Source organism: Roseomonas sp. FDAARGOS_362 (genome assembly GCF_002754815.1).
Lineage (GTDB): Bacteria > Pseudomonadota > Alphaproteobacteria > Acetobacterales > Acetobacteraceae > Roseomonas > Roseomonas mucosa.
Window position 1 is genome coordinate 313,372 of sequence record NZ_CP024582.1, and the last position, 21,246, is coordinate 334,617.

The 21,246-nt window shown below is 67.8% G+C and carries 20 protein-coding genes and 1 pseudogene; 8 read left to right on the plus strand and 13 right to left on the minus strand.

Features of this window, described 5'->3' with window-relative positions; genetic code table 11:
- Nucleotides 1-5: 5 nt before the first annotated feature.
- From CTJ15_RS01430 to CTJ15_RS01440, 3 genes are read left to right on the plus strand one after another with little or no spacing between them, the layout of a single operon-like run.
- Complete coding sequence (locus CTJ15_RS01430) at nt 6-896, plus strand: ABC transporter permease subunit (protein WP_058389868.1); 891 nt, start codon at nt 6-8, stop codon at nt 894-896.
- 7 nt (nt 897-903) lie between these two features.
- On the plus strand, nt 904-1,818 hold the full coding sequence (locus tag CTJ15_RS01435; RefSeq protein WP_058389867.1) for an ABC transporter permease subunit: 915 nt from the start codon (nt 904-906) through the stop codon (nt 1,816-1,818).
- Between the two features lie 11 nt (nt 1,819-1,829).
- The gene (locus CTJ15_RS01440) at nt 1,830-2,948 is read left to right on the plus strand and encodes an ABC transporter ATP-binding protein (protein WP_075822483.1); all 1,119 of its coding nucleotides are present in this window, start codon (nt 1,830-1,832) and stop codon (nt 2,946-2,948) included.
- Between the two features lie 55 nt (nt 2,949-3,003).
- Here CTJ15_RS01440 and CTJ15_RS01445 read toward each other — a convergent pair.
- The 4 genes and pseudogenes from CTJ15_RS01445 to CTJ15_RS01460 form a co-directional block, all read right to left on the minus strand.
- Nucleotides 3,004-3,396 (minus strand): annotated as a pseudogene (locus CTJ15_RS01445) (N-acetyltransferase family protein); the annotation flags it as partial.
- Nucleotides 3,397-3,446: 50 nt separating this feature from the next.
- On the minus strand, nt 3,447-3,767 hold the full coding sequence (locus CTJ15_RS01450; RefSeq protein WP_075822485.1) for a hypothetical protein: 321 nt from the start codon (nt 3,765-3,767) through the stop codon (nt 3,447-3,449).
- A 2-nt stretch (nt 3,768-3,769) separates the two neighbouring features.
- Nucleotides 3,770-5,110 (minus strand): acyclic terpene utilization AtuA family protein, encoded by a 1,341-nt coding sequence (locus CTJ15_RS01455; RefSeq protein ID WP_075822486.1) that lies wholly within the window; start codon nt 5,108-5,110, stop codon nt 3,770-3,772.
- A gap of 41 nt (nt 5,111-5,151) precedes the next feature.
- Nucleotides 5,152-6,552 carry a CitMHS family transporter gene (locus CTJ15_RS01460; RefSeq protein WP_099780921.1) on the minus strand — a complete coding sequence of 467 codons (1,401 nt, stop codon included), beginning with the start codon at nt 6,550-6,552 and terminating at the stop codon, nt 5,152-5,154.
- Nucleotides 6,553-6,645: 93 nt separating this feature from the next.
- Between CTJ15_RS01460 and CTJ15_RS01465 the strand changes: the two genes are divergently transcribed.
- Nucleotides 6,646-7,551 (plus strand): LysR family transcriptional regulator, encoded by a 906-nt coding sequence (locus CTJ15_RS01465; protein WP_019462055.1) that lies wholly within the window; start codon nt 6,646-6,648, stop codon nt 7,549-7,551.
- 14 nt (nt 7,552-7,565) lie between these two features.
- On the opposite strand, the gene CTJ15_RS01470 is transcribed toward CTJ15_RS01465, so the two are convergent.
- Nucleotides 7,566-8,063, minus strand: a complete 498-nt coding sequence (locus CTJ15_RS01470) for an Lrp/AsnC family transcriptional regulator (protein WP_019462054.1) — start codon at nt 8,061-8,063, stop codon at nt 7,566-7,568.
- A 324-nt stretch (nt 8,064-8,387) separates the two neighbouring features.
- Here CTJ15_RS01470 and CTJ15_RS01475 point away from each other — a divergent pair, with 324 nt between their 5' ends.
- From CTJ15_RS01475 to deoC, 4 genes are all read left to right on the plus strand, one after another.
- Nucleotides 8,388-9,545, plus strand: a complete 1,158-nt coding sequence (locus CTJ15_RS01475) for an FAD-binding oxidoreductase (protein WP_058390154.1) — start codon at nt 8,388-8,390, stop codon at nt 9,543-9,545.
- 224 nt (nt 9,546-9,769) lie between these two features.
- Nucleotides 9,770-10,504 carry a haloacid dehalogenase type II gene (locus CTJ15_RS01480; RefSeq protein WP_058390155.1) on the plus strand — a complete coding sequence of 245 codons (735 nt, stop codon included), beginning with the start codon at nt 9,770-9,772 and terminating at the stop codon, nt 10,502-10,504.
- 80 nt (nt 10,505-10,584) lie between these two features.
- Nucleotides 10,585-10,944 carry a tRNA-binding protein gene (locus tag CTJ15_RS01485; protein ID WP_058390156.1) on the plus strand — a complete coding sequence of 120 codons (360 nt, stop codon included), beginning with the start codon at nt 10,585-10,587 and terminating at the stop codon, nt 10,942-10,944.
- A gap of 363 nt (nt 10,945-11,307) precedes the next feature.
- Nucleotides 11,308-12,009 carry a deoxyribose-phosphate aldolase gene (gene deoC, locus CTJ15_RS01490; protein ID WP_099780890.1) on the plus strand — a complete coding sequence of 234 codons (702 nt, stop codon included), beginning with the start codon at nt 11,308-11,310 and terminating at the stop codon, nt 12,007-12,009.
- 54 nt (nt 12,010-12,063) lie between these two features.
- Here the strand turns inward: deoC and CTJ15_RS01495 are convergent, their stop codons facing one another.
- The 8 genes from CTJ15_RS01495 to CTJ15_RS01530 all read right to left on the minus strand — a co-directional run bounded on the left by CTJ15_RS01495 (nt 12,064) and on the right by CTJ15_RS01530 (nt 21,241).
- Nucleotides 12,064-12,648, minus strand: coding sequence for a carboxymuconolactone decarboxylase family protein (locus CTJ15_RS01495; protein WP_202801213.1), 585 nt, complete (start codon nt 12,646-12,648; stop codon nt 12,064-12,066).
- 78 nt (nt 12,649-12,726) lie between these two features.
- Nucleotides 12,727-13,815 (minus strand): catalase family protein, encoded by a 1,089-nt coding sequence (locus CTJ15_RS01500; RefSeq protein WP_019462048.1) that lies wholly within the window; start codon nt 13,813-13,815, stop codon nt 12,727-12,729.
- A gap of 358 nt (nt 13,816-14,173) precedes the next feature.
- Nucleotides 14,174-15,358 carry an FMNH2-dependent alkanesulfonate monooxygenase gene (ssuD, locus tag CTJ15_RS01505; RefSeq protein WP_019462047.1) on the minus strand — a complete coding sequence of 395 codons (1,185 nt, stop codon included), beginning with the start codon at nt 15,356-15,358 and terminating at the stop codon, nt 14,174-14,176.
- Nucleotides 15,355-16,353 carry an aliphatic sulfonate ABC transporter substrate-binding protein gene (locus tag CTJ15_RS01510; protein WP_099780891.1) on the minus strand — a complete coding sequence of 333 codons (999 nt, stop codon included), beginning with the start codon at nt 16,351-16,353 and terminating at the stop codon, nt 15,355-15,357. Before CTJ15_RS01510 ends, ssuD begins: the two co-directional genes overlap by 4 nt.
- A 242-nt stretch (nt 16,354-16,595) precedes the next feature.
- On the minus strand, nt 16,596-17,639 hold the full coding sequence (locus CTJ15_RS01515) for an isopenicillin N synthase family oxygenase (RefSeq protein ID WP_019462045.1): 1,044 nt from the start codon (nt 17,637-17,639) through the stop codon (nt 16,596-16,598).
- Nucleotides 17,640-17,658: 19 nt separating this feature from the next.
- A complete protein-coding gene (locus tag CTJ15_RS01520) occupies nt 17,659-18,972 on the minus strand; it encodes an O-acetylhomoserine aminocarboxypropyltransferase/cysteine synthase family protein (protein ID WP_019462044.1) in 1,314 nt (437 codons plus the stop codon).
- A gap of 11 nt (nt 18,973-18,983) precedes the next feature.
- On the minus strand, nt 18,984-20,144 hold the full coding sequence (locus tag CTJ15_RS01525; protein WP_019462043.1) for an LLM class flavin-dependent oxidoreductase: 1,161 nt from the start codon (nt 20,142-20,144) through the stop codon (nt 18,984-18,986).
- 353 nt (nt 20,145-20,497) lie between these two features.
- Nucleotides 20,498-21,241 carry an ABC transporter ATP-binding protein gene (locus tag CTJ15_RS01530; RefSeq protein WP_193009547.1) on the minus strand — a complete coding sequence of 248 codons (744 nt, stop codon included), beginning with the start codon at nt 21,239-21,241 and terminating at the stop codon, nt 20,498-20,500.
- Between the last annotated feature and the right edge of the window lie 5 nt (nt 21,242-21,246).

Here is a 21,246-nt window from a genome sequence, read left to right on the forward strand (position 1 = left end):
AAGACATGGATCAGTCCCGACGCGCACTCTTCCACAGCCGCTGGCTTCCCTGGGCACTCGTGCTGCCACAGCTGCTCTGCATCTTCGTCTTCTTCTACTGGCCGACAGGCGAGGCCTTCTACTGGGCCTTCACGCTGGAACAGCCCTGGGGCGGCGGCAACGCCTGGGTGGGTTGGCAGAACTTTGCCAACGTCTTCCAGGACAGGGCCTACTGGAACTCGGTCCTGGCCAGCATCGTCTATGCCTTCGCCACGACGGCACTCGCCGTGCTCATATCGCTGGTGCTCGCGATGTTCGTGGACCGTGAGTTGAAGGGCACGCGTGGCTATAGGCTGGCGCTGATCTGGCCTTATGCCATCGCCGCACCGGCGGTCGGCGTGATCTTCCGGTTCGTTTTCGATGCACGTTCGGGGATCTTCTCCTGGCTCAACACCCTGTCGCCCGGCCTGTGGAATCCGGGACTGAACGGCACGCATGCGATGTTGATGCTGATCATTGCCGGGGCCTGGCAGCTCGTCTCCTACAACTTCGTCTTCCTGCTGGCCGGGCTGCAATCCATCCCGCGCAGCCTGATCGAGGCGGCGGCGAATGACGGGGCGGGCCCTCTGCGCCGCATGATCGACCTGCAATTGCCGTTGCTGACCCCGACACTGTTCTTCCTGGTGGTGATCAACCTGACCGACAGTTTCACGAACAGCTTCGCACTGGTGGATGTGATGACGGCGGGTGGCCCCGCTCGTGCCACCGAAATCATGGTCTACCGCATCTATTCCGATGGCTTCAAAGGCCTGGACTACTCCGGCGCGGCGGCGCAGAGCATCGTGCTGATGCTTCTGGTGATGGTGCTGACCTTCGTGCAGTTCCGCGTCATCGAACGCCGGATGCATTACCGGTGAGCATACCATGATCGAGCGCCGCCCCGTTTTCGACATCGTCACCCATGCGATCCTGCTGCTGGGCGTGGTCTTCCTGCTTGTCCCCGTCTGGCTCGCCATCGTCGCGGCCTCCCAGGACATCGCCGGGGTCAACCACGTGCCGATCAATTGGTGGTTCGGCAGCCATCTCTTCGAGAATCTCGGCGAGGCCTGGAGGCGCGGCGATTTCGGCGCCCGCTTCGTCACCAGCTTCGTCGTCGCCTTCGGCGTGATGCTGGGCAAGATCACCGTGGCGGCACTCGCGGCCTTCGCCATCGTCTTCTTCGACTGGCGTGCCCGGATGGCCATCTTCTGGCTGATCTTCGTCACGCTGATGCTGCCGCTGGAGGTGCGCATCGTGCCGACCTATGCGGTGGCGGCCAATGCGCTGCGGCCCTTCCAGGCTATTCTCGACATGACAGGTCTGACCGGGCTGGTCGAAAGCGTCTCCGGTCTTCGCATCGCCCTGCAGTGGCGGATGCTGAACTCCTATGCCGGGCTGATCCTGCCCCTGGTCGCCACCGCCACCGGCACCTTCCTGTACCGGCAGTTCTTCATGACCGTGCCGGAGGACCTGGTGGAAGCCGCGAAGATGGACGGCGCCGGTCCGCTGCGTTTCTTCTGGGACGTGCTGCTGCCGCTCAGCCGTACCAACATCGCCGCGCTGGCGACGATCATGTTCGTCTATGCCTGGAACCAATATCTCTGGCCGCTCCTGGTGACGACCGAACCTGCCCGTGCCACGGTGCTGGTCGAGCTGTCCCGCCTGGTGCCCCGGGGCGATGGGCTGCCGGAATGGCATATCCTCATGGCGGCAACGTTGATCGTCATGCTTCCGCCCCTGTTCGTCGTGCTGCTGACGCAGCGCTGGTTCGTGCGTGGCCTGATCGCGACGGAAAAGTGAGAGAAGCCTCGATGTCTGCCATCCATCTCGAAGCCGTGTCGAAAACTTATCCGGGTGCCGCCACGGCCACCGTGCATGCCGTGGATCTGGACCTGAACTCTGGCAGTTTCGTGGTGATCCTCGGCCCTTCGGGATGTGGCAAGTCCACGATGCTGCGTATGATCGCCGGCCTGGAATCCATTACATCCGGCGAACTGCGCATCGGCGGCATACGCATGAACGAGCGGGAACCCAAGGAGCGCGGATGCGCCATGGTGTTCCAGAACTACGCGCTCTATCCGCATATGAGCGTCGGGGCGAATATCGGCTATCCGCTCAAGGTCGCCGGCATCCCCCGCAAGGAGCGGGAGGCACGCGTGCGCGAGGTGGCCGCAAGCCTGTCTCTCGATGGATTCCTGGAGCGCAGGCCGTCACAGCTTTCCGGTGGGCAGAGGCAGCGCGTGGCCATGGGCCGGGCCATGGTGCGGCGGCCCAAGGTTTTCCTTTTCGACGAACCGCTCTCCAACCTCGATGCCACGCTGCGGGTGCAGATGCGGGCGGAACTGCGCAGACTTCACGACTCCCTGGGCGTCACCTCGGTCCTGGTGACCCATGACCAGGTCGAGGCCATGACACTCGCCGATCGCCTGGTGATCATGCAGGCCGGCCGGGTCGAGCAGGTCGGCTCGCCGCGGGAGGTCTATGAGCGGCCGGCGACACGCTTCGTGGCGGGCTTCCTCGGCTCTCCCGCGATGAGCCTGCTGGAGGGGCAGGTTTCCCCTGGCGGCGGAGAGGTGCTACTTGCGAAGGGCATGACCCTGCCGCTTGCCGGTAAGCTCCTGCCGGGTCAGAAGGTCCTGATCGGTATCCGCCCCGAACATGTGGGGCAGGGGAGTATCGACGCGATTTGTGAGATGGTGGAGGATATCGGTACAAGCCATCTCGTGCACGTCCGGGTCGCCGGTCAACCTCTCATCGTCCAGCGATCGGTGGAGACCCCTATTGCGCGTGGCGATCACCTGAGCCTTGGCTTTCCGCCCGCAAAGCTGCATGTGTTTGAGGTGGCGACGGGACGGAGACTGGATCCGATCGCGTCCCCTGTTCCTGCCAGCGAAGTGTTGGATTGCCTGCCTGTGGATAGCCATTCGTAGAAGTCCGCAGGCCGAGGCAGCGGCGGTTCGCGGTGCACGCATGCACGCACCGGCCTTATGGAGCCTTACGGGCGTCAAGCGTGAGCTGCATGAAGACGAGGTCGAGCCATCCATCGAACTTGGTACCGACTTCCTTTAGGTTGCCGGCCTGCTGGAAGCCGAGCTTCCCGTGAAGCCGGATCGACCCCCCGTTCCCTGCCTCGATCCCCGCGACCATGACATGCTTTCCGATCTCCCGCGCTCTGCCGATGAGCGCGTGTATGAGGCTCTCGCCGATACCTTGGCCCCGCTGGTCCACCCGGACATAGACGGAGTGCTCCACGGTATGGCGATGGCCCTCGAACGCCCGCCAGTCCCCGAACGAGGCATAACCCAGCACTTGTCCATCTGCACCGGCAACCGGCACGGGGTAGCCAAGCCGCTGCCGGTCGGCATGCCACGCGGCGCGGCATCTTCCGCTCCCACGAGGAACTCGCCCTGTAACGGGCAGGCCTCCGCTCACGAGGAACCGGCATTGGCCGGAATGTCCAGTTCCAGCATCAGGGACGCGAGGCACTTGCCATGCGCGTCAAGGGCAAGGGACCGTGTGACGCCGCCGCCCAGCGCGCCCTCCAGCACGAAGTTCAGCGCGCCGATCCCAGGCAGTTCGTAGCGCCGCACCGGGCCTTTCGCGATGCCGGCGAAATGCGCAGCCACACGCTCCACCGTCACCACCTGCATCAGCCGGGAATAATCGGCCATGTCGTAGGCGATGACGGAGACGCAGGAGATGTCGCCCTTGTCTCCCGTGCGGGCATGGGCGAGTTCGCGCAGGATCATGATTATGCCTCCACCCAGGTGATCCGCGGTACCGCTGCGGCTTCGGGGATGAGGCAGGAGCGGATGCCCACCACTTCCCGTGCCGATTTCGTCACCCCGCCGCCGCTGGCCGGTCCATTGAGGTAAAGTGACTCCACCTCGTTCCCGATGCGGATCGCCTCCGCCAGGCTGTCGGTCCGGCCCACGACCCGGACCCGCACCTCGCGCGGCTCGGGCGCACCGGCCGGCTGCTTCGGTCCCAAAATGGAGTCGACGCCGATCAGGTCGAAGCGCATCTCGCTCGCCTGGACGCCTATCAGCCGCAGCCGCTCGGCAACGATCTCCAGCGCCAGCCGTCCGCGCGCCACGGCGCCCGGCCCGGCATAGGAGATCTGCCCTTCGCCGACATAGCTGTCCAGATAACCCACCGAGACCTTCAGCATGCCGGTCCGGGGCCGGCCGCCGCCGCCCTCGACGCGCACCTTGTCCGGCCCATCCTCCGTCACCCGGACACCGGAAAAATCGGCCACGACATCCGGCTGCAGGTAGCGGGCGGGATCGTGCACTTCGTAGAGCATCTGTTCCTTGCAGGTGGCCGCGGTCACCATGCCGCCCGAACCCTGAACCTTGCCGATCACGGCCGTGCCGTCCGCCGACACCTCGGCGATCGGGAAGCCGAGCCGTGCCAGGTCCGGCACGTCCTTGCAGCCCGGATCGGCGAAGTAGCCGCCGGTGATCTGCCCCGCGCATTCCAGCAGGTGCCCGACCAGGGTGCCGCGCCCGAGCCGGGTCCAGTCCTCCATGGACCAGCCGAATTCGTGCACCAGGGGTGCCAGGAACATGGCCGGGTCCGCGGCACGGCCGGTGACGACGACATCGGCACCGCCCGCCAGCGCCTCCACGATCGGGCCGGCGCCGAGATAGGCATTGGCGGAGATCAGCCGGTTGCCGAGCGAGGCGACGGTCTCGCCCGTCTCGTCGAGCCTGTGGTCGCCCGCACGCACGGCGTCGAGCACGTCGTCCCCGGTCACCGCCGCGATGCGCAGCCCGGAAAGCCCGAGGTCGCGCGCGACTTCCGCCACCTTCCCGGCGGCGGCCACCGGATGGGCCGCGCCCATGTTGGTGATGACCTTGATGCCCCTGGCACGGCAGATGCCGAGCACCGCCTGCATCCGTTCGACGAGAAGCGGGTCGTAGCCCCGCGCGGGGTCCTTCATCCGCGCCTGCTGGGCGAGGGCGATGGTGCGTTCGGCCAGGCACTCGAAAACGAGGTAGCGCACCTCGCCCCGTTCGGCCACCTCCACCGCCGGTTCGATGCGGTCGCCGGAGAAGCCCGCGCCTGCGCCGATCCTGATCGTCTTCATGGAACCTTCCTTCGCGTGGCGGCCTGCGCCGGTGATGGGCCTCATCCCAGGAGGACGCCGGTCGCTAGGGCGACCGCTGTCATCACGAGCGTGGTCCCGAAGGCCCAGGGAAAGATGAAGCGCTGGTGGTCCCCGAGATTGACCCCGCTCAGCCCGACCAGGATGAAGGTCGAGGCGGTGAGGGGGCTCAGCGGGAAGCCGGTCGTCATCTGGCCGAGGATGGCGCCGCGGCCGATCAGGACGGGGTCGACGCCGAAGCTCGCCGCGGCCTGCGCCAGCACCGGCAGCACGCCGAAATAGTAGGCGTCTGGGGTGAAGACCAGGCTGAGGGGCATGCTGGTCACCGCCACGATCAGGGGCAGGTAGCCTGCCAGGCTCTCTGGGATCACCGAGACTGCGGCGCCCGCCATCGCCTCGATCATCTTCGTGCCGGTCAGGACGCCGGTGAAGATGCCGGCCGCGAAGATCATGGTGGACACGGTCACGACGCTGCCGGCATGGGACACCAGGTGCTTCTGCTGCTCCTCCCAGCTCGGGTAGTTGACCGGCAGGGCGATGGCGAAGGCCAGCACGAAGAGGATCGGCAACGGCAGCAGGGACGTCAGCAGCGCCACGATCAGGACGACGGTCAGGACGGTGTTGAACCAGAACAGCCACGGCCGTTCGAGCGCGATCTTGCGCTCGCCCGCCGGGGCATGGCCAGCCTGGATGGAGGACATCCCATCGGGCATGTCCTCGCCCGCGCCGGACGGACCGGTGCCGAGGGGCACTGCGGCGGAAAGCGAGGCGGGGCGAGGACCGGCGGCCGGCAGGGCATCGAGCGAGGCGATGCCGAGGCGGGCCCGCTCCCGCCGACCCAGGAAGTAGGCGACCGCGAGCACCCAGAGGATGCCGGCCAGCATGGCGGGCACAACCGGATTGAAGATGGCCGAGGAATCGGCCTTCAGCGCGGCCATGGCGCGCACCGTGGGCCCACCCCAGGGAATGATGTTCATCACCCCGGCGCCGAGGGCGACGACGCCCGAAAGCACCAGCCGGTTCATGCCGAGCCGCTGGTACAGCGGCAGCATCGCCGAGACCGTGATGAGGAAGGTGGTGGCGCCGTCACCGTCGAGCGAGACGGCCATGGTGAGGATCGCCGTCGCGAGCACGACTCGCAGCGGATCGCCCTTCACGAAGCGCAGCAGGCGCCGGATCATCGGCTCGAACAGGCCGACATCGAGCATCAGGCCGAAATAGAGCACGGCGAAGATGATCATCACCCCGACCGGCGCGACCCGGGCGATGCCGTCGAGCATCATCTTGCCCAGCTCCGGCCCTGCGCCGGCGAGCAGCCCGGCGATGGTGGGGATGAGGACAAGGGCGACCAGCACGGACATGCGCCTGGTCATGATGGCGAACAGGAATATCGCGATTGTCGCGAAGCCTAAGATGGCCAGCATGCTTCCTCCCAGGCCGCCATTCTCGAAGGGGCGGTCCATGGGGAAGCAATCGTCTATGACGAAGGATGGAGGCAACCTATATATCCATAACATATGCGCATAAATCTGAACCTTCAGCAGCTCTCTGCCTTCCTGCAACTCGCCCGCACCGGCAGCTTCAGCGAAGCCGCGCGGCAACTGGGCGTGTCGCAGCCGGCGCTCAGCCGCATGGTGCAGCAGATGGAGGAAACGGTCGGTGCGCGCCTGTTCGACCGCACGACCCGCAGCGTGGCGCTGACGCCCACCGGGCAGGACCTGCGCCCTATCGCGGAGCGCCTCGTTGCGGAGTTCGACAGCTCCTTCAGCGAGCTGGGGCGCTTCATCGAAGGGCGGCGCGGGCGTGTCGCGGTGGCGGCCTTGCCCTCGGTTGCCGCGGTCCTGCTGCCGCCTGCCATCGCGCAGTACCGCCAGGGGCGCGCGGATGTGGAAGTGGCGGTCCTGGACGGCCTCTCGGGCTCCGTGCTGGACGTCGTGACCGAGGGCCGTGCCGATATCGGGCTGACGATCCGGCCCAGCCCGCGGACGACGCTGTCCTATCGGCCCCTGGTGTCAGACGAGTTCGGCCTGGTCTGCCGCCCCGACGATGCGCTGGCCGGCGACGGCTCACCTCTGCCCTGGTCGGCCTTCGAGGGCAGGCCCTTCGTGGCCATGGCGCCCGAGAGCAGCGTCCGGCAGATGACCGATGCAGCCTTCCTCCAGGCCGGGCTGGCGATACCGCCGCTCTACGGCTGTGCCTTCCTGGGCACCACCGGGCATCTGGTGGCGTCGGGGCTGGGCATCACCGCCCTGCCGCGACTGACGATGCCGCTCCTGGGGCGGCTCGACCTGGTCTGGCGCCGGCTCGAGCACCCGGTGATGCGGCGGCAGATCGGCGTCGTCACCCAGTCCCGACGGAGCCTCGCACCTGCCGCGCTGGCCTTCCTCGCGGTGCTGGAACAGCAGGCCAGGATACACGGGTGACGCCGGGAGCGGCGTCACTCGACGGCAGAAAAGAATTCGTGCAGGTCCGGCAGTGGCTTCGAGAAGATCGATTTGATGACGATGTAGGAGAAGTACTTTTCCACGCCGATGTTCAGCGAGAGCACATACTCCATCGTGTCCTGATAGTGCTGGATGGAGCGTGCCATGAACTTCAGGAGATAATCGTAGCCTCCGCTCACGAGGTGGCACTCAATGACCTCGTTGATCGCACGGATGCGCGTCTCAAAACGCACGAAGTCACTGCTCCGGTGGTCGGAGAGCGTGACCTCGGTGAAGATGGTCACCGTGTCGCCGAGCTTCTGGATGCCGATATGCGCGCCATAGCCGGTGATGTAGCCGGCCTTCTCCAGGCGCTTCACACGCATCAGGCAAGGGCTGGGGGACAGTCCCACCTGACCGGCCAGGTCCAGGTTGGTGATGCGGCCGTTCTGTTGCAGGCAGGAGAGAATGTTCAGGTCGATGCGGTCCAGCTTTGGAGTGCCTGGCGCCATGTATGTCGTCCGGGAGTGGCTTCCTGTCGAGTAGGCCAGGCTCAGCCGACCGTCGAACTCGGCGCGACATTAGAGAGGCACCCTGCCAAGCGCAACCCGCCCGGCCGGCGGCGACGGCGCGAACCGCTCCGCACCCCTGGTGCCCGCCGGATATCCGCTGGCCCGCGGCGACACGCAGCAGGAGATTTCGTCGCGGCCCCGGTGTTCGGCCGATCCTGCCTGCGGCCGGTGCTAGCATCGGGCACGGGCTGCGGCATGGCTCGGCGCAGGCCATGCCCGTGTAGCGCCGTCGCCCATGCGCGTCCCGGAACGATGGAGAGCAGGATGGAGCATTTCGAGGCCGTTGTGATCGGCGGAGGCGCGGCCGGAGCCTCGGTGGCCTACGAGTTGTCGTGCTTCGGACCCGTTGTCCTGGTGGAACGCGAGGCGGGCCTTGGCTATCACAGCACCGGGCGTTCCGCCGCCGTCATCTCCGAGAACTACGGGCCCCTGGGCTGGCAGACCCTCGTCACCGCCAGCCGGCCCTTCTTCGAGGCGCCTCCGCCCGGCTTCGCTTCCAACCCTCTGCTGCACCGGATCGGCGCGCTCTACTTCGGCACGCGGGAGCAGGAAGCCTCGCTCCGCAACGATGAGGCCGAGCTGAAGCGCCGTGGCGTATCCTGCCGCCTCCTCCCGGCGACCGAGGCGGCGCGGCTGTCGCCCACGGTCCGGACAAACGGCTTCACGCTCGCTCTCCACGAGCCCGAATGTGCCGATATCGACGCCGATGCGCTGGTCCAGGGCTATGTCCGGGCCGGCAAGGCCCGCGGCCTGCGGACCCTGATGTCCACCGAGGCCGTGACGCTGGAGCGCCGGACGGCAGTGTGGCATGTCCGCACCTCGGGCGTGGAGTTCACCGCCAGCCGCGTGGTCAACGCCGCCGGTTCCTGGGCGGACGAGGTGGCGGCGCGCGCCGGCATCCGTCCCAAGGGGCTGCAACCCTATCGCCGCACCGCGATCACCTTCGAGGCGCCGGAGGGTTCCGACGTGCGGAGCTGGCCGATGACCTTCGACGTGGCGGAGACCTGGTACTTCAAGCCGGAGGCAGGCCATGTGATGGTCTCGCCCGTGGACAAGACGGCGTGCCCGGCCTGCGATGCCGCGCCCGACGAATACGACGTCGCGCTCGCCATAGACCGTATCGAGAATGCCACGATCATGAAGGTGCGGCGGATCGTGAGCCGCTGGGCCGGGCTTCGCACCTTCGCGGCGGACGAGCAGCCCGTGATCGGCCCCGATCCTGACGAGGCCAGCTTCCACTGGCTGGCCGGGCAGGGCGGCAACGGCGTCATGGGCGCACCGGGCGCGGCGCAGCTCGCGGCGGCGCTGGCGATGGGCGAATCGCTTCCGGGTTTCGTCGGTGCCTATGGGATGGATATCGGCCGCGTGCTGCCTTCGAGAAACTTCGTGGCGAAGGCCGCGAAGCAGCAGGCCGCCGTATAGAGGCCAGCGGGGCCGGAACGGCGTGGCGGGCGATCGCTACCCGGCGGCGCCCGACCCCGCACCGGCGAGACGCCGTGCCGCCATGCAGCAAATGATTCTGTGGCGTCCGCGTTCCGCCGCGACATCTGCGGGATGCAAGGACCCGGCTGGTGTTTCATTGCAGCCCGGCCGGGTTACGCTCGGGGTATCAAACGCCCTCGCCGTTCAGCAGGAGATGTTTCCCCATGCGCCTCACCGACTTCAAGGTTCTCACCTTCGATTGTTACGGAACCCTAATCGACTGGGAAAGCGGCATGATCGAGGGCCTTCGCCCATTGACCGAAAAGGTCGGCCGTCCTCTCGGCCGTAACGAGATCCTGGAGGCGCACGCCTTCCATGAATCCACCCAGCAGATCCAGACCCCGGCCCGACCCTATGCCGAGCTGCTGCCGATTGTCTACAAACGCCTGGCGGAACAATGGGGCGTGCCGGTCACCCTGGAGGAATGCCTGGCTTACGGCCGGTCGGTCGGCAATTGGCCGGCCTTCGAGGATTCGCCGGGCGCGCTGCAGTACCTTAAGAAGTTCTACAAGCTGGTGATCCTGTCCAACGTGGACAACGCCAGCTTCGCCGCCAGCAACAAGCGCCTACAGGTGGAGTTCGACGCGATCATCACCGCCGAGGATGCCGGTTCCTACAAGCCGAGCCCGCGGAACTTCGAGTACATGCTGCAGCGCCTCGGCGCGGGGCTGGGTGGCGAGAAGATCGGCAAGGAGCACATCCTGCACACGGCCGAGAGCATGTTCCACGACCACAGGCCAGCGAACGCCTTCGGCCTGGCATCCTGCTGGATCTATCGCCGTCACAAGGACCAGGGCTTCGGCGCCACCATGAACCCCGGCACGATGCCGCATGTGGATTTCCAGTTCAACAGCATGGCCGATCTGGTCAAGGCACATCAGGAGCAGCTTCGCGCCTGACCTGCTCCGCCCGAGCGAGTTCCAAACGATCCCGGGGCACGGCCGCCGGCCGTTCCCCGGCCTGAGCAAAGGGATATCCCATGACCGATGCCGTGCAGGCCGAGGCCAAGCCGCTGGCCGAATACGATGATTTCGCGAAGCTCGACATCCGCGTCGGCCGGGTGGTCGAGGTGCAGCCCTTCCCGCGTGCGCGCAACCCGTCCTACAAGGTCGCCGTCGATCTGGGCGACCTCGGCATCCGCTGGTCCAGCGCGCAGATCACGAGCTACGCGCCGGAAGACCTCGTTGGCACCAGCGTCGTGTGCATCTGCAACTTCGCGCCCCGCAACATCGCCGGCTTCCAGTCGCAGGTCCTGATCCTCGGTGCGCGCAACACGGAAGGTGAGGTGATCGTCCTCTCCCCGCGCTCCGACGTGCCGAAGGGTAGCGCCGTCTTCTGACGAACTGCGCGTTCGCCGCCGTCAGCCGGAAATGAGGTTGCGATAGCGGCACTGGTCGGTATGCATCTGCTGCCGGGCGAGCCGCTCTGTAGCAGCACACGCCCTTCCGGCAAGGCTAGCCCTTGCAGCGGTTGCGAAAGGTCCCATCGCAGGGGCATGGAGGAAATGGCAAGTGCCGCCGTATCGCTAAGCCACGGCATCCCGGCGCGGCTCGCCCATCGCCGCGTTGTCCTGGATCCTTCTCCTCGTGGCGGAGGGCCTTGACATGTGGCCCCATGATGTGACGATTTTCACAGAATCTGGAGACTGAAAGTCACTGGGCTGACCCACCCGGATCGCACGGCCCGGCACAGAGGACGTAGAGTGAAGACACAGCCGACCGCCTTGCCGCGCCGCCCCGAGGAGCTGACCCCGCTGATCGATCACACGCTGCTCCAGGCGGGAGCAGGCGCGGCCGAACTGCGCCGCTATTGCGAGGAGGCGCTGCGGCACGGGTTCTGCTCGGTCTGCGTCAATCCGGTGAACGTGCCGCTGGTGGCGCGGCTGCTGCGCGGCAGTGCGGTGAAGACCTGTTCCGTAGTCGGCTTCCCGCTGGGCGCCACGACCTCCCGGGACAAGGCCGCCGAGACGGCAAACGCCGTGCATCATGGCGCCGACGAGATCGACATGGTGATCCCCATCGGCGCGCTGCGGGACGGCAGGGCTGACGAGGTGCGCGACGACATCGCCACGGTGCGCAAGGCCTGCGAAGGGCAGGTGCTGAAGGTCATCATCGAGACCTGCCTGCTGACGGACGAGCAGAAGCGCACCGCCTGCCGTCTGGCCGCCGAGGCGAAGGCCGACTTCGTGAAAACCTCCACCGGCTTCTCCACCGGCGGTGCCACGGTGGAGGATGTGCGGCTGATGCGCGGGATCGTGGGGGATGCGCTGGGGGTGAAGGCCTCTGGCGGCATCCGCGACTGGGACACGGCTCTGGCGATGATCGCCGCCGGCGCGAACCGGATCGGCGCCAGTTCCGGCGTGGCCCTGCTCACAGGGGCGCCGGCTTCCGGCACCGGCTACTGACGCAGGAACGGGAGCGGAGGGAGGGCGCACCCGCGTCAGGGGCCACAGGCAAGGTCAGCCCTGAGGCAGGCCTTCTTCGCGGCCAGGAACTGACATATCGAAGGCATTGAGCAGCACGGAAACCAGACAGTAGCCACCCACGAGATAGATCAGTTCCGCTGTCTGTTCCGCGCCGAAAGCCGCAACCGCACGGCGATAGGTGGTTTCCGGAAGATTCCGGCCACCAGCGAGCACCGCGGCCACGTCATAGGCGGCCGCTTCCTCTTCCGTAAGGTCGGCCGGGCGCTGGCCTGCCGCGATGGCGGCGATCTTGGACGGCGTCAGGCCAGCCGCATCGGCGACGTGTTCGTGGGCATAGAGCTCATAGCGAGAGTTGAAGGCCGCGCCGGTGACGAGAATCGCCACCTCATGCGCAGACCGGGGCAGCTTGGAATTCTCGATCAGAGCCTTGGTATAGATCCACGCCGCCTCTCCGAACTGCGGAAAGCGCAGCATCGGCGCGAAAGGACCCACGAGTGCGCCGTCAGCGCGTTTCGAGACGAAGCCCTTGAGGTGTTGCTTGATCTCCCTAGCCATGTCTTCGTGAAGAGCCCTGATACCGGGCGGCATCTCGTCGGGTGGAAAGGGGGCTGCGCGCAAGGCTCTGCTTCCTTGGTCAGAGGAGAGGAAAATCGGGAGGGGCCTCACCACGCGATGCGGCAAGGCCCTCCGGAAGGCTCAGGCGCCTGTCCCGCCGCCCGGTTCATGGATCGGGCAGCGGTTGAAGCGCTCGCGGAACCTGGCCGAATGCCTGTAGGCCTCGCGCCGGGCACGGTTGATGTTGCCCAGTGGCTGGTGGGCGGCAAGGCCGGTCCAGATCATGAAGTGCATTTCCTCGTTCACGGCCTGGACGCGGGCGGCATCCCAGCTGTCCTGCCGCGGCGCGGTGATGGTGGCGACCGTCCGGGAAGGTGCCTTCTCCTCATCCCACACGACGGTCGGGTCCTCGACGGGCTGCTCCTCCAGGTCGCGGCATAGCTGCACGCGGAACTCCCAGACACCGTCGATGCCCTTCATCTCGCCCTGTATCGTCTCACGGATCGCATCCGGCCGGCCGGAGGCATCGATCTCCTTGCCCTTCAGGGCCAACAGGTCCGGCGCGACCGGAACGAGGCTGAACTTGGCGATATAGTCGCCATAGCGGAATGGCGTGACGCTGTAATAGGTCTCGCCTAGCGGATCGACATTGGGCGCGCCGCCCAGCGACTGCACCTTGGTGCTCTCGACCCCTACGGCCTCCAGGGCGGTGTTCACGCCGCGCAGCACGGAGGACATGACCTTCTTGGTGCCCTCCATCCGGTCGGTGGTCCTGGCCAGCATCTTCAGGTTGCCCAGGAACTGGTCGGCGGTCTTCGTCTGGAAGACCGGCCCGTTCACCATGATGAAATCCTGGGTGCTGCCCTCGGCGTCGGGCAGTCGCTCGCCTTCCACATCCAGCACCTTCAGCGCCATGCCGCGTGGCAGGGAGATCGCGTCCGGCAGGATGTCGCCGGCATTGGTCGAGATCCGCATATAGACCTTGTGCTCGCCCGGCTTGGCGAAAAGGCCCTGCGCCAGCTCCGGCGGAAGGCCAGCGGCGATCACCATCCTGCCTTCGAGAATGCCATGGGCCTTGGCATGGACGGAGCGGACGGCATGGCCGTAGTCCTTCGCCGTCGTCTCCAGGATGGTGTCGAAGGCCTCGTTGAGATCCTGGATCGTGTCCTGCTCGCCGGGCTGGATATCCTCCACGCCAGGGGTGTAGCGGACCGGGAGGCTGAGGCTCATCGTCGGCTCCTTTCTTCGGTTCTCCCGCCTGTCCAGACCATGCCATGAATTGCTCGTGCCAGGACAGAAGAGCGACTGGCGGGTTCGTCTGGAACAGGCTTCGCTCTGCGAATAAACCGCCGCGAGCCCTAAGGTTGCCGCTGCTCCTGAAGGCTGGGCGATGTAGCACCATCCCCATACTTCCGGAGCATCGCTCCGGACGGGGCGTGCAGGAAACGATCTATCTGATCGCTGCGGCCCGCACGCGTGGAAAGCAGCACCGCATGGTGTGGGCACCGTGATCGGAACATGGAACAGGCTCCCGCGCAGGTGGGCGAGGCGTGAGCGGCGGCCATAGGGACGCCGCTCATACCGGTCTTCAGGTGCTTGCCTTCTCCACCGTGGTCATGAAGGCGCCGCCGCCGTTCACGAGGCTTGGTCCTTCCACGGCGGGGCTAGGCCGGGCGGAGAGGTTCAGCAGCGGGAAAAGCAGGTCCGCCACACGATACGCTTCCTCCAGATGTGGATAGCCGGAGGCAATCAGCGTATCGATGCCGAGCGCCTGGTACTCGCGGATCCTCGCCGCCACCGTCTCAGGGTCGCCGACCAGCGCCGTGCCCGCGCCGCCGCGGACCAGGCCGACACCGGCCCAAAGGTTCGGCGCGATCTCCAGCCTTTCGCGTGAGCCGCCATGCAGCGCCAGCATCCGCTTCTGGCCAACGCTGTCGCTCTCCTGCGCCAGCTTGCGCTGCGCCGTTGCGATGGTGTCGTCGGACAGGTGGCGGATCAGCCGGTGCGCGGCATCCCAGGCCTCGCCCTCGGTTTCCCGCACGATCAGGTGCAGCCGGATTCCATAGCGCAGGCTGCGGCCGAGAGCGGCGGCCCGGTTGCGCACATCCGCGATCTTCCCTGCCACCGCCGCGACGGGCTCTCCCCAGGTCAGGTAGGCATCGGCCTGGGCCGCCGCCAGGGCATGGGCCGCCGGCGACGATCCGCCGAAGTAGAGCGGCGGATGCGGGCGCTGCACGGGCGGGAAGGCCAGCCGCCCGCCCCGCGACGAAAGGTACGTTCCCTCGTGCTGCACCGTCTGCCCGGCCATGAGGCCGCGCCAGATCGTCAGGAAGTCGTCCGCCTGGGCATAGCGCTCGTCATGGCCCAGGGTGAGCCCGTCACCCGCGAGGTCGGCGGGATTGCCGCCGCAGACGACATTGGCCATCAGGCGGCCACCCGTCAGCCGGTCCAGCGCCGCGTACTGCCGCGCCGCCTCCCCCGGCAGGGTCAGTCCGGGGCGTAGCGCCACGAGGAAGCGCAGGCGCTCGGTGAAGGGGGCGATGGAGGAGGCGGTGACGAGTGCATCCTCGCAGCCATTGCCAGTGGGCAGCAGCACGCCACTGTAGCCGAGCTGGTCGGCGGCCTGGGCGATCTGGCGCAGATAGCGGTTGTCCACCACCCGATGCCCCTTCCCGGTGCCGAGATAGGAGCCGTCCCCGCCGGAAGGCAGGAACCACATCAGGTCCAGCGGCGGCGCCTCGGCACCACTCTCCGGAAAAGGTTCGGCATTCATGGGCGGGCTCCGGCGATCTGGCGGGGCGGTGTCCAGACGGCGGCGCGGATGTCGATCCGCCGTGGAATGATGCGCAGCGTGGCGAAGCTGTCGGCGATGGCCTGCTGCTGTGCGACAATGGCGTCGTCCACGGCCTGCACGGCATAGACACCGCGCGCGGCGGCGACACGCTGCACCGCCAGCGGCACGCCGGTGACCTCGGCCATGATGCGGGCGAGGTCGTCGGGGTTCCGGTCCGCCCAGTCCGCGGCCTCGTTGATGGCACCGAGCAGCGTGAGGAGCCTGTCGGCGTCCCGCTCGGCGAAGTTGCGGCTGGCCAGGAAGAAGCTGTTGCTCGGGGCGATGTTCTCGGCCGTCGTCAGGACACGCGTCCCGGGTTCCTGCTGCGCGATGGCGAAGAAGGGATCCCAGATGGCCCAGGCATCAATGCTGCCCTGCCGGAACGCCGCCGCGGCATCGGAGGGCTGCAATTGCACGGCCTGTACGTCGCCCGGACCGAGAGACGCCGAGGCCAGGGCGCGGACAACGAAATTATGGGCGCTCGATCCTTTGGTGAAGGCCAGCCGCTTGCCCCTCAGGTCACCCAGCTTGTGGATCGGCACATCCTTCCGCACGAGGATCGCGGCATTGCGGCCGCTGACGGGCTGGCCGCCGGCGTAGAGGAGATCCGCGCCGGCGGCCTGGGCGAAGATCGGCGGCGTGTCGCCGGTCGCACCGAAATCCACGGCATCGGCGTTCAGCGCCTCCAGCATCGGCGGGCCGGACGGGAACTCGATCCACTCGGCCGGAATGCCGAGAGCCTCGAGCCGGCGCTGTTGTCGGAGGATCACGAGCGACCCGTTCTTCTGATAGCCGATGCGGACCGGTGATGCGGCATGTGCCCGGGATCGTCCCATGGAGGCGGGAGCCGTCAGCGCCGGAATGGCCAGGGCGAGGCCGAAGCGGCGCCGGGAAAGCCTCGATGTCACGTCTGTCTCCCACTTCAGGTTCAACATGTCGCCCGGTCTGGGCTTTCGGCTGACGCCATCCTGGCCGAACGCCGGGCTCCAAGGGCTACCGGGAAGGTGGCGGGATTGCCATGGACGGCGTTTTCAAAGTTGCCGCGATACGAAGCAAAATCGACGCATGAGGAAGCCGTGCGGGAGAGGTTTCTTCCGGCCGGAACCAGATCTCGGCGCGTGCCGATGAAAGTCCGGCGCCACGGCCCACCCCCGGGCCCACGGCGTCCGTTCCGGTCCTACCGCAGCAGGTCGGCGTGATGGCGCTGCGCCACATCGGGATGCGAGCGGAGCCGTCCCTTCAGGTAGTTGGCGCCGACATTGCGGAACAGCGGGTTCTCCGGGTCGCTGGCCGGCCCCTTGGCCTCCGCCGCCAGGGCCGGCGGAAGATCGAGCAGCGGCACGGTGGCATCCAGCCGCGCGCCCAGGAAGAAGGCCACGGAATAGCGGTCCCGCCCCACCTTCGGGCTCACGACACGATGCACCGTCGCCTTCAGGTAGCCATTGGAGGCGAGTTCCAGGAGTTCGCCGATATTGACCACGAAGGTACCGGGGCGCGGCACGGCCTCGACCCAGCCCTTCTCCGTTTCCACCTGCAGCCCGCCCGTGTCGTCCTGGAGCACGAAGGTCAGCAACCCGCTGTCCTTGTGCGGCCCCACGCCCTGCGCCGCGTCATCCGTCAGCCGCGCCGGGTAGCGGATGATCTTCATCGTCTGGTTCGGGTTCTCCCGATAGATCGGCGCCAGGGCATCCGGATCGCCGACCAGTGCCTCCGTGAAAGCCTGCACGAGACGGATGGCCACGCGCGTCAGCTCCGACTGCCATTGCAGGAGCACGGGACGAAGCTCCGGCAGGGCCTTGTCGGGCCAGAGATTGGGCCCCTGGAGGCGCGCCCAGGGCGGCGTGTCCGGCCCGATAGGCAGCGCATCGCGCTCGGAATGCACGTCGAACTGCTCGCGCCAGTCCGGGCGGCCGCGCGTCAACTCCAGCCCGGCGCGGTTGTAGCCGCGGAAATGCGGCGAGTGGATCATCTGGACCTTCAGCTTCTCCGCTTCCGGCAGGGCGAAGAAACGGCGGGAGATGTCGCGCACCTCCGCTTCCAGCGCCTCGGAAACACCGTGCCCCGACAGGTAGAAGAAGCCGACCTCCCGCGCGGCATGGCGCAGATCCGTGAGGAAGGCGGCGCGTTCCTCCGGCGTGCCATCGAGGCGGCGAAGGTCGAGGAGAGGCAGGTCCGGCCGGGGGACGGCCGGAACGGTGACAATGTCGTCTGCGAAGGACATCTCGCGTTTCCCTTGTCTGTCAGGCGGCTTTCGCCAGTTGTCCGGCGGCGTCGAGGCCCTGCGCCAGGTCGGCCAGGAGATCCACCGCATGTTCCAGCCCGATCGAGAGCCGTACGTAGCCCGGCGTCACGCCGGTCAGGACCTGCTCCTCGGCCGAGAGCTGGCTGTGGGTGGTGCTGGCCGGATGGATCGCCAGGCTGCGCGCGTCGCCGATATTGGCGACATGGTAGAACAGCTTCAGCGCGTCGATGAAGCGCCGCCCGGCGTCGAGGCCCCCCTCCAGTTCCACCCCCACCAAGCCGCCGAAGCCTCCGTGCAGGACGCGCCCGGCCCGGGCGCGGGCTTCCCCACCCTGCATCGACGGGTGGATGACCCGGGTCACCTCCGGGCGGCGCGACAGCCATTGCGCCACCACGGTGGCCGTCTCGCTGTGCCGCCGCATGCGCAGGGGCAGCGTCTCGACGCCCTGGAGGATCTGGAAGGCGTTGAAGGGCGAGAGCGGGGCGCCGAGGTCGCGCTGGATCGAGGAGCGCAGCGCCGCCAGATAGGGCGGGACGCCGAGCCGCGGCGCCGCCTCGGTCCAGATCATGCCGTGGTAGCTCGGATCGGGCGTGTTGAGGGAAGGCTGCCGTTCCGGCACCGCGCGCCAGTCGAACTTCCCGCCATCGATCACGGCGCCGGCGATGCTGGTGCCGTGGCCTCCGAGATACTTGGTGGCGGAATAGATCACGATGGCCGCCCCATGATCCAGCGGCCGCGCCAGCAGCGGCGCCGCCGTATTGTCCAGGATCAGGGGGATGCCCAGCGGCCGGCCGATCGCCGCGACCTCGGCGATCGGGAACACGACCAGCTTCGGATTGGGCAGCGTCTCGCCATAATAGGCGCGCGTGCGTTCGTCGGTGGCGCGGCGGAAGTTCTCCGGGTCCGTGGGATCGACGAAGCGAGTCTCGATGCCGAAGCGCGACAGGGTGTTGGCGAAGAGGTTCCAGGTTCCGCCATAGAGATCGGTCGAGGAGACGATGTTGTCTCCCGCCCGCGCCAGGGCCAGCACCGAGAAGGCGGAAGCCGCCTGCCCCGAGCCGAGCGCCAGGGCCGCGACGCCTCCCTCCAGCGCGGCGAGGCGCTGCTCCAGCGCATCGACGGTCGGGTTGCCGGTGCGGGAATAGATGTAGCCGAGCTGTTCCAGCCCGAAGAGGCGGCGCGCATGTTCGCTGCTCTCGAACTGGTAGGAGGTGGTCTGGTAGATCGGCACCGCCACCGCGCCATGGGTGGGGTCGGCACGCCAGCCGCCATGCAGGGCCAGGGTGTCGGGATGCAGGGAAGGTTCGGACATCGGGATCTCCTTCAGCCCTGGGTGGATGGGGCGAGGCTGGTGTCGATCGCCTGCCGGACGTCGAGGCGGCGGGAGGCGAGGGTATGGGCCGGAACGCTCAGGCGCCGCCGGTCCTGCGCCTCGGCCAGTTCCCGCAGCAGCGGGATGAGCTCGCGCCCGTATTCGATGGCGTCCGGCAGCGGGTCCCAGCCGCGGAGAATGTAGTGGCTCACCCCGAGCTCCCGGTAGCGCAGCATGGAACGCGCGACCTGCTCCGGCGTGCCGACCAGCGCGGTGCTGTTGCCCCGCCCGCCCAGCACCCCGGCCATGGTGGTCCAGAGCCGCTCGTCCAGCACCTCGCCGCGCTGCGACAGGGCAACGAGGCGCTGGGAGTTCACCGCCTGGCCGCCCGGGATCAGCCCGCTCCCGCCGGCCCGTGCCAGCTTGGCCAGAGCACGCTCGCGGATATGCCGGGCGCGGTCCCAGGCCTCGGCCTCGGTGGCTCCCAGAATGGGCCGGTTGGACCAGGAGAAGGCCAGTTCCCGCCCACGCGGCAGGCAGGCGCGCAGCCGGGCCAGCATGGCCGCGGTCTCGGCCAGGGGCTCGCCGAACAGGGCATAGACATCGGCGTATTTCTGCGCGACGCGGATCGCGGCGTCCGAGGCGCCACCGAAGAAGACCGGCAGCTTCGGCTGGATCGGCCGCACGTCGGACCAGGCCTGCTCGACCGAGTAGAACTCGCCCACATGGTCGAAGGGTTCCGTGGCGGTCCATGTCCTCTGCACCACCTCCAGGAACTCGTCGGTGCGGCGGTAGCGCTCGGAATGGCTGGCATGGTCGCCATCCTTGCGCTGGTCGGCATCCTCCCCGCCCGAGATCACGTGCAGGGCCAGCCGGCCGCCGGTCAGGTTCTCCAGCGTGGCGATCTTGCGCGCCGCCAAAGTGGGGGAAACGAAGCCCGGCCGGTGCGCGAGCAGGAAATGGATGCGCTTGGCCACCGAGGCGGCATGGGCCAGGACCAGGAAGCCGTCCGCGGCATTGGTCCAGTACCCGGCCAGGACGCGGTCGAAGCCTGCCTCCTCATGCGCCAGGGTGATGCGCTCGATGAAATCGGGCTGCACGGCGGGGCCGCCGGTCACCTCCAGGTCGGAGGTCGGGCGGGCCCAGATCATCCCGGTGATGTGCACACTCATGCTGCGATGTCCTCGTGATTCGTATCGGTGCGGGGCGCGGCCTTGCGGGATGGCGCCCAACGATGGGGCGCCGTCCGGTGGGCCATGGCCGCCCGGGCTTCCGGACCGTCGGGCCGTCAGCCGGGGCGGCCGCCCCGACATCGCGGCCGGGCCGCGAATCCCTGATCCGGCCAGGGGACGAGGCGCGCCACCGGGCTCACCGCTCGGCCACCACCGATGGGCGGGAGGCCTCCTGCGGGATGAGGCCCAGGAGGTTCAGCCCGGCGAGGAACAGGCCGAGCAGCAGCAGGCTGCGCCAGACGATACCGATCATGACGGATTGCCCCGGACGCCTTCCCTCTGGAGCCACACCGTCATCCCTCCAGCCCCAGCAAGCCCAGCGCCTCGCGCCGCAGGGCAACCAGATGCGGATCGTCGCGATGCCGGGGATAGGGGCGGTCCACCACCAGCTCCGCCGTGATGCGCGGCGGGCGGGGGCTGAACACCACCACGCGCTGCGCCAGGATCAGCGCCTCCTCGACGTCATGCGTCACCAGCAGGGCGGTGAGGCCGGATCGCTGCCACAGGCGCACCAGCTCCGCCTGCATCGACAGGCGGGTGAGGCTGTCGAGCTTGCCCAGCGGCTCGTCGAGCAGGAGCAGGCGCGGATCGTTCACCAGGGCGCGCGCCAGGGCAACGCGCTGGGACATGCCGCCGGAAAGCTGGTGCGGATAGGCGGTCTCGAAGCCCGTCAGGCCGACGAGGTCGATCGCCTCCTGCACCCGGTGATCCTGGCGGCGCAACAGGCCACGCGCCTCCAACCCCAGCGCGACATTGGCCCGCACGGTGCGCCAGGGATAGAGCGTCGGGTCCTGGAACACCAGGACGCGGGAGGGATCGGGCGCGGTGATCGCCGCGCCGTCGCCCAGAACCTGCCCCGAGACGGGCGCGTCCAGTCCGGCCAGCAGCCGCAGCAGCGTGGACTTGCCGCAGCCCGAGGGGCCGAGCAGCGCCACGAACTCGCCCGGCCGCACGGAAAGGGAGACGTTGTCCAGCACCGGCAGGGGCTGGCCCTCCAGCTGGAAAGCCTGGCTGGCGTGGCGGATCTCCAGCGCCATGCCTT

Coding starts and splice junctions, on each gene's coding strand:
- CTJ15_RS01430 (WP_058389868.1), top strand. CDS start 6: ATGGATCAGTCCCGACGCGCACTCTTCCACAGCCGCTGGCTTCCCTGG.
- CTJ15_RS01435 (WP_058389867.1), top strand. CDS start 904: ATGATCGAGCGCCGCCCCGTTTTCGACATCGTCACCCATGCGATCCTG.
- CTJ15_RS01440 (WP_075822483.1), top strand. CDS start 1,830: ATGTCTGCCATCCATCTCGAAGCCGTGTCGAAAACTTATCCGGGTGCC.
- CTJ15_RS01450 (WP_075822485.1), bottom strand. CDS start 3,767: ATGATCCTGCGCGAACTCGCCCATGCCCGCACGGGAGACAAGGGCGAC.
- CTJ15_RS01455 (WP_075822486.1), bottom strand. CDS start 5,110: ATGAAGACGATCAGGATCGGCGCAGGCGCGGGCTTCTCCGGCGACCGC.
- CTJ15_RS01460 (WP_099780921.1), bottom strand. CDS start 6,552: ATGCTGGCCATCTTAGGCTTCGCGACAATCGCGATATTCCTGTTCGCC.
- CTJ15_RS01465 (WP_019462055.1), top strand. CDS start 6,646: ATGCGCATAAATCTGAACCTTCAGCAGCTCTCTGCCTTCCTGCAACTC.
- CTJ15_RS01470 (WP_019462054.1), bottom strand. CDS start 8,063: ATGGCGCCAGGCACTCCAAAGCTGGACCGCATCGACCTGAACATTCTC.
- CTJ15_RS01475 (WP_058390154.1), top strand. CDS start 8,388: ATGGAGCATTTCGAGGCCGTTGTGATCGGCGGAGGCGCGGCCGGAGCC.
- CTJ15_RS01480 (WP_058390155.1), top strand. CDS start 9,770: ATGCGCCTCACCGACTTCAAGGTTCTCACCTTCGATTGTTACGGAACC.
- CTJ15_RS01485 (WP_058390156.1), top strand. CDS start 10,585: ATGACCGATGCCGTGCAGGCCGAGGCCAAGCCGCTGGCCGAATACGAT.
- CTJ15_RS01500 (WP_019462048.1), bottom strand. CDS start 13,815: ATGAGCCTCAGCCTCCCGGTCCGCTACACCCCTGGCGTGGAGGATATC.
- ssuD (WP_019462047.1), bottom strand. CDS start 15,358: ATGAATGCCGAACCTTTTCCGGAGAGTGGTGCCGAGGCGCCGCCGCTG.
- CTJ15_RS01510 (WP_099780891.1), bottom strand. CDS start 16,353: ATGTTGAACCTGAAGTGGGAGACAGACGTGACATCGAGGCTTTCCCGG.
- CTJ15_RS01515 (WP_019462045.1), bottom strand. CDS start 17,639: ATGTCCTTCGCAGACGACATTGTCACCGTTCCGGCCGTCCCCCGGCCG.
- CTJ15_RS01520 (WP_019462044.1), bottom strand. CDS start 18,972: ATGTCCGAACCTTCCCTGCATCCCGACACCCTGGCCCTGCATGGCGGC.
- CTJ15_RS01525 (WP_019462043.1), bottom strand. CDS start 20,144: ATGAGTGTGCACATCACCGGGATGATCTGGGCCCGCCCGACCTCCGAC.
- CTJ15_RS01530 (WP_193009547.1), bottom strand. CDS start 21,241: ATGGCGCTGGAGATCCGCCACGCCAGCCAGGCTTTCCAGCTGGAGGGC.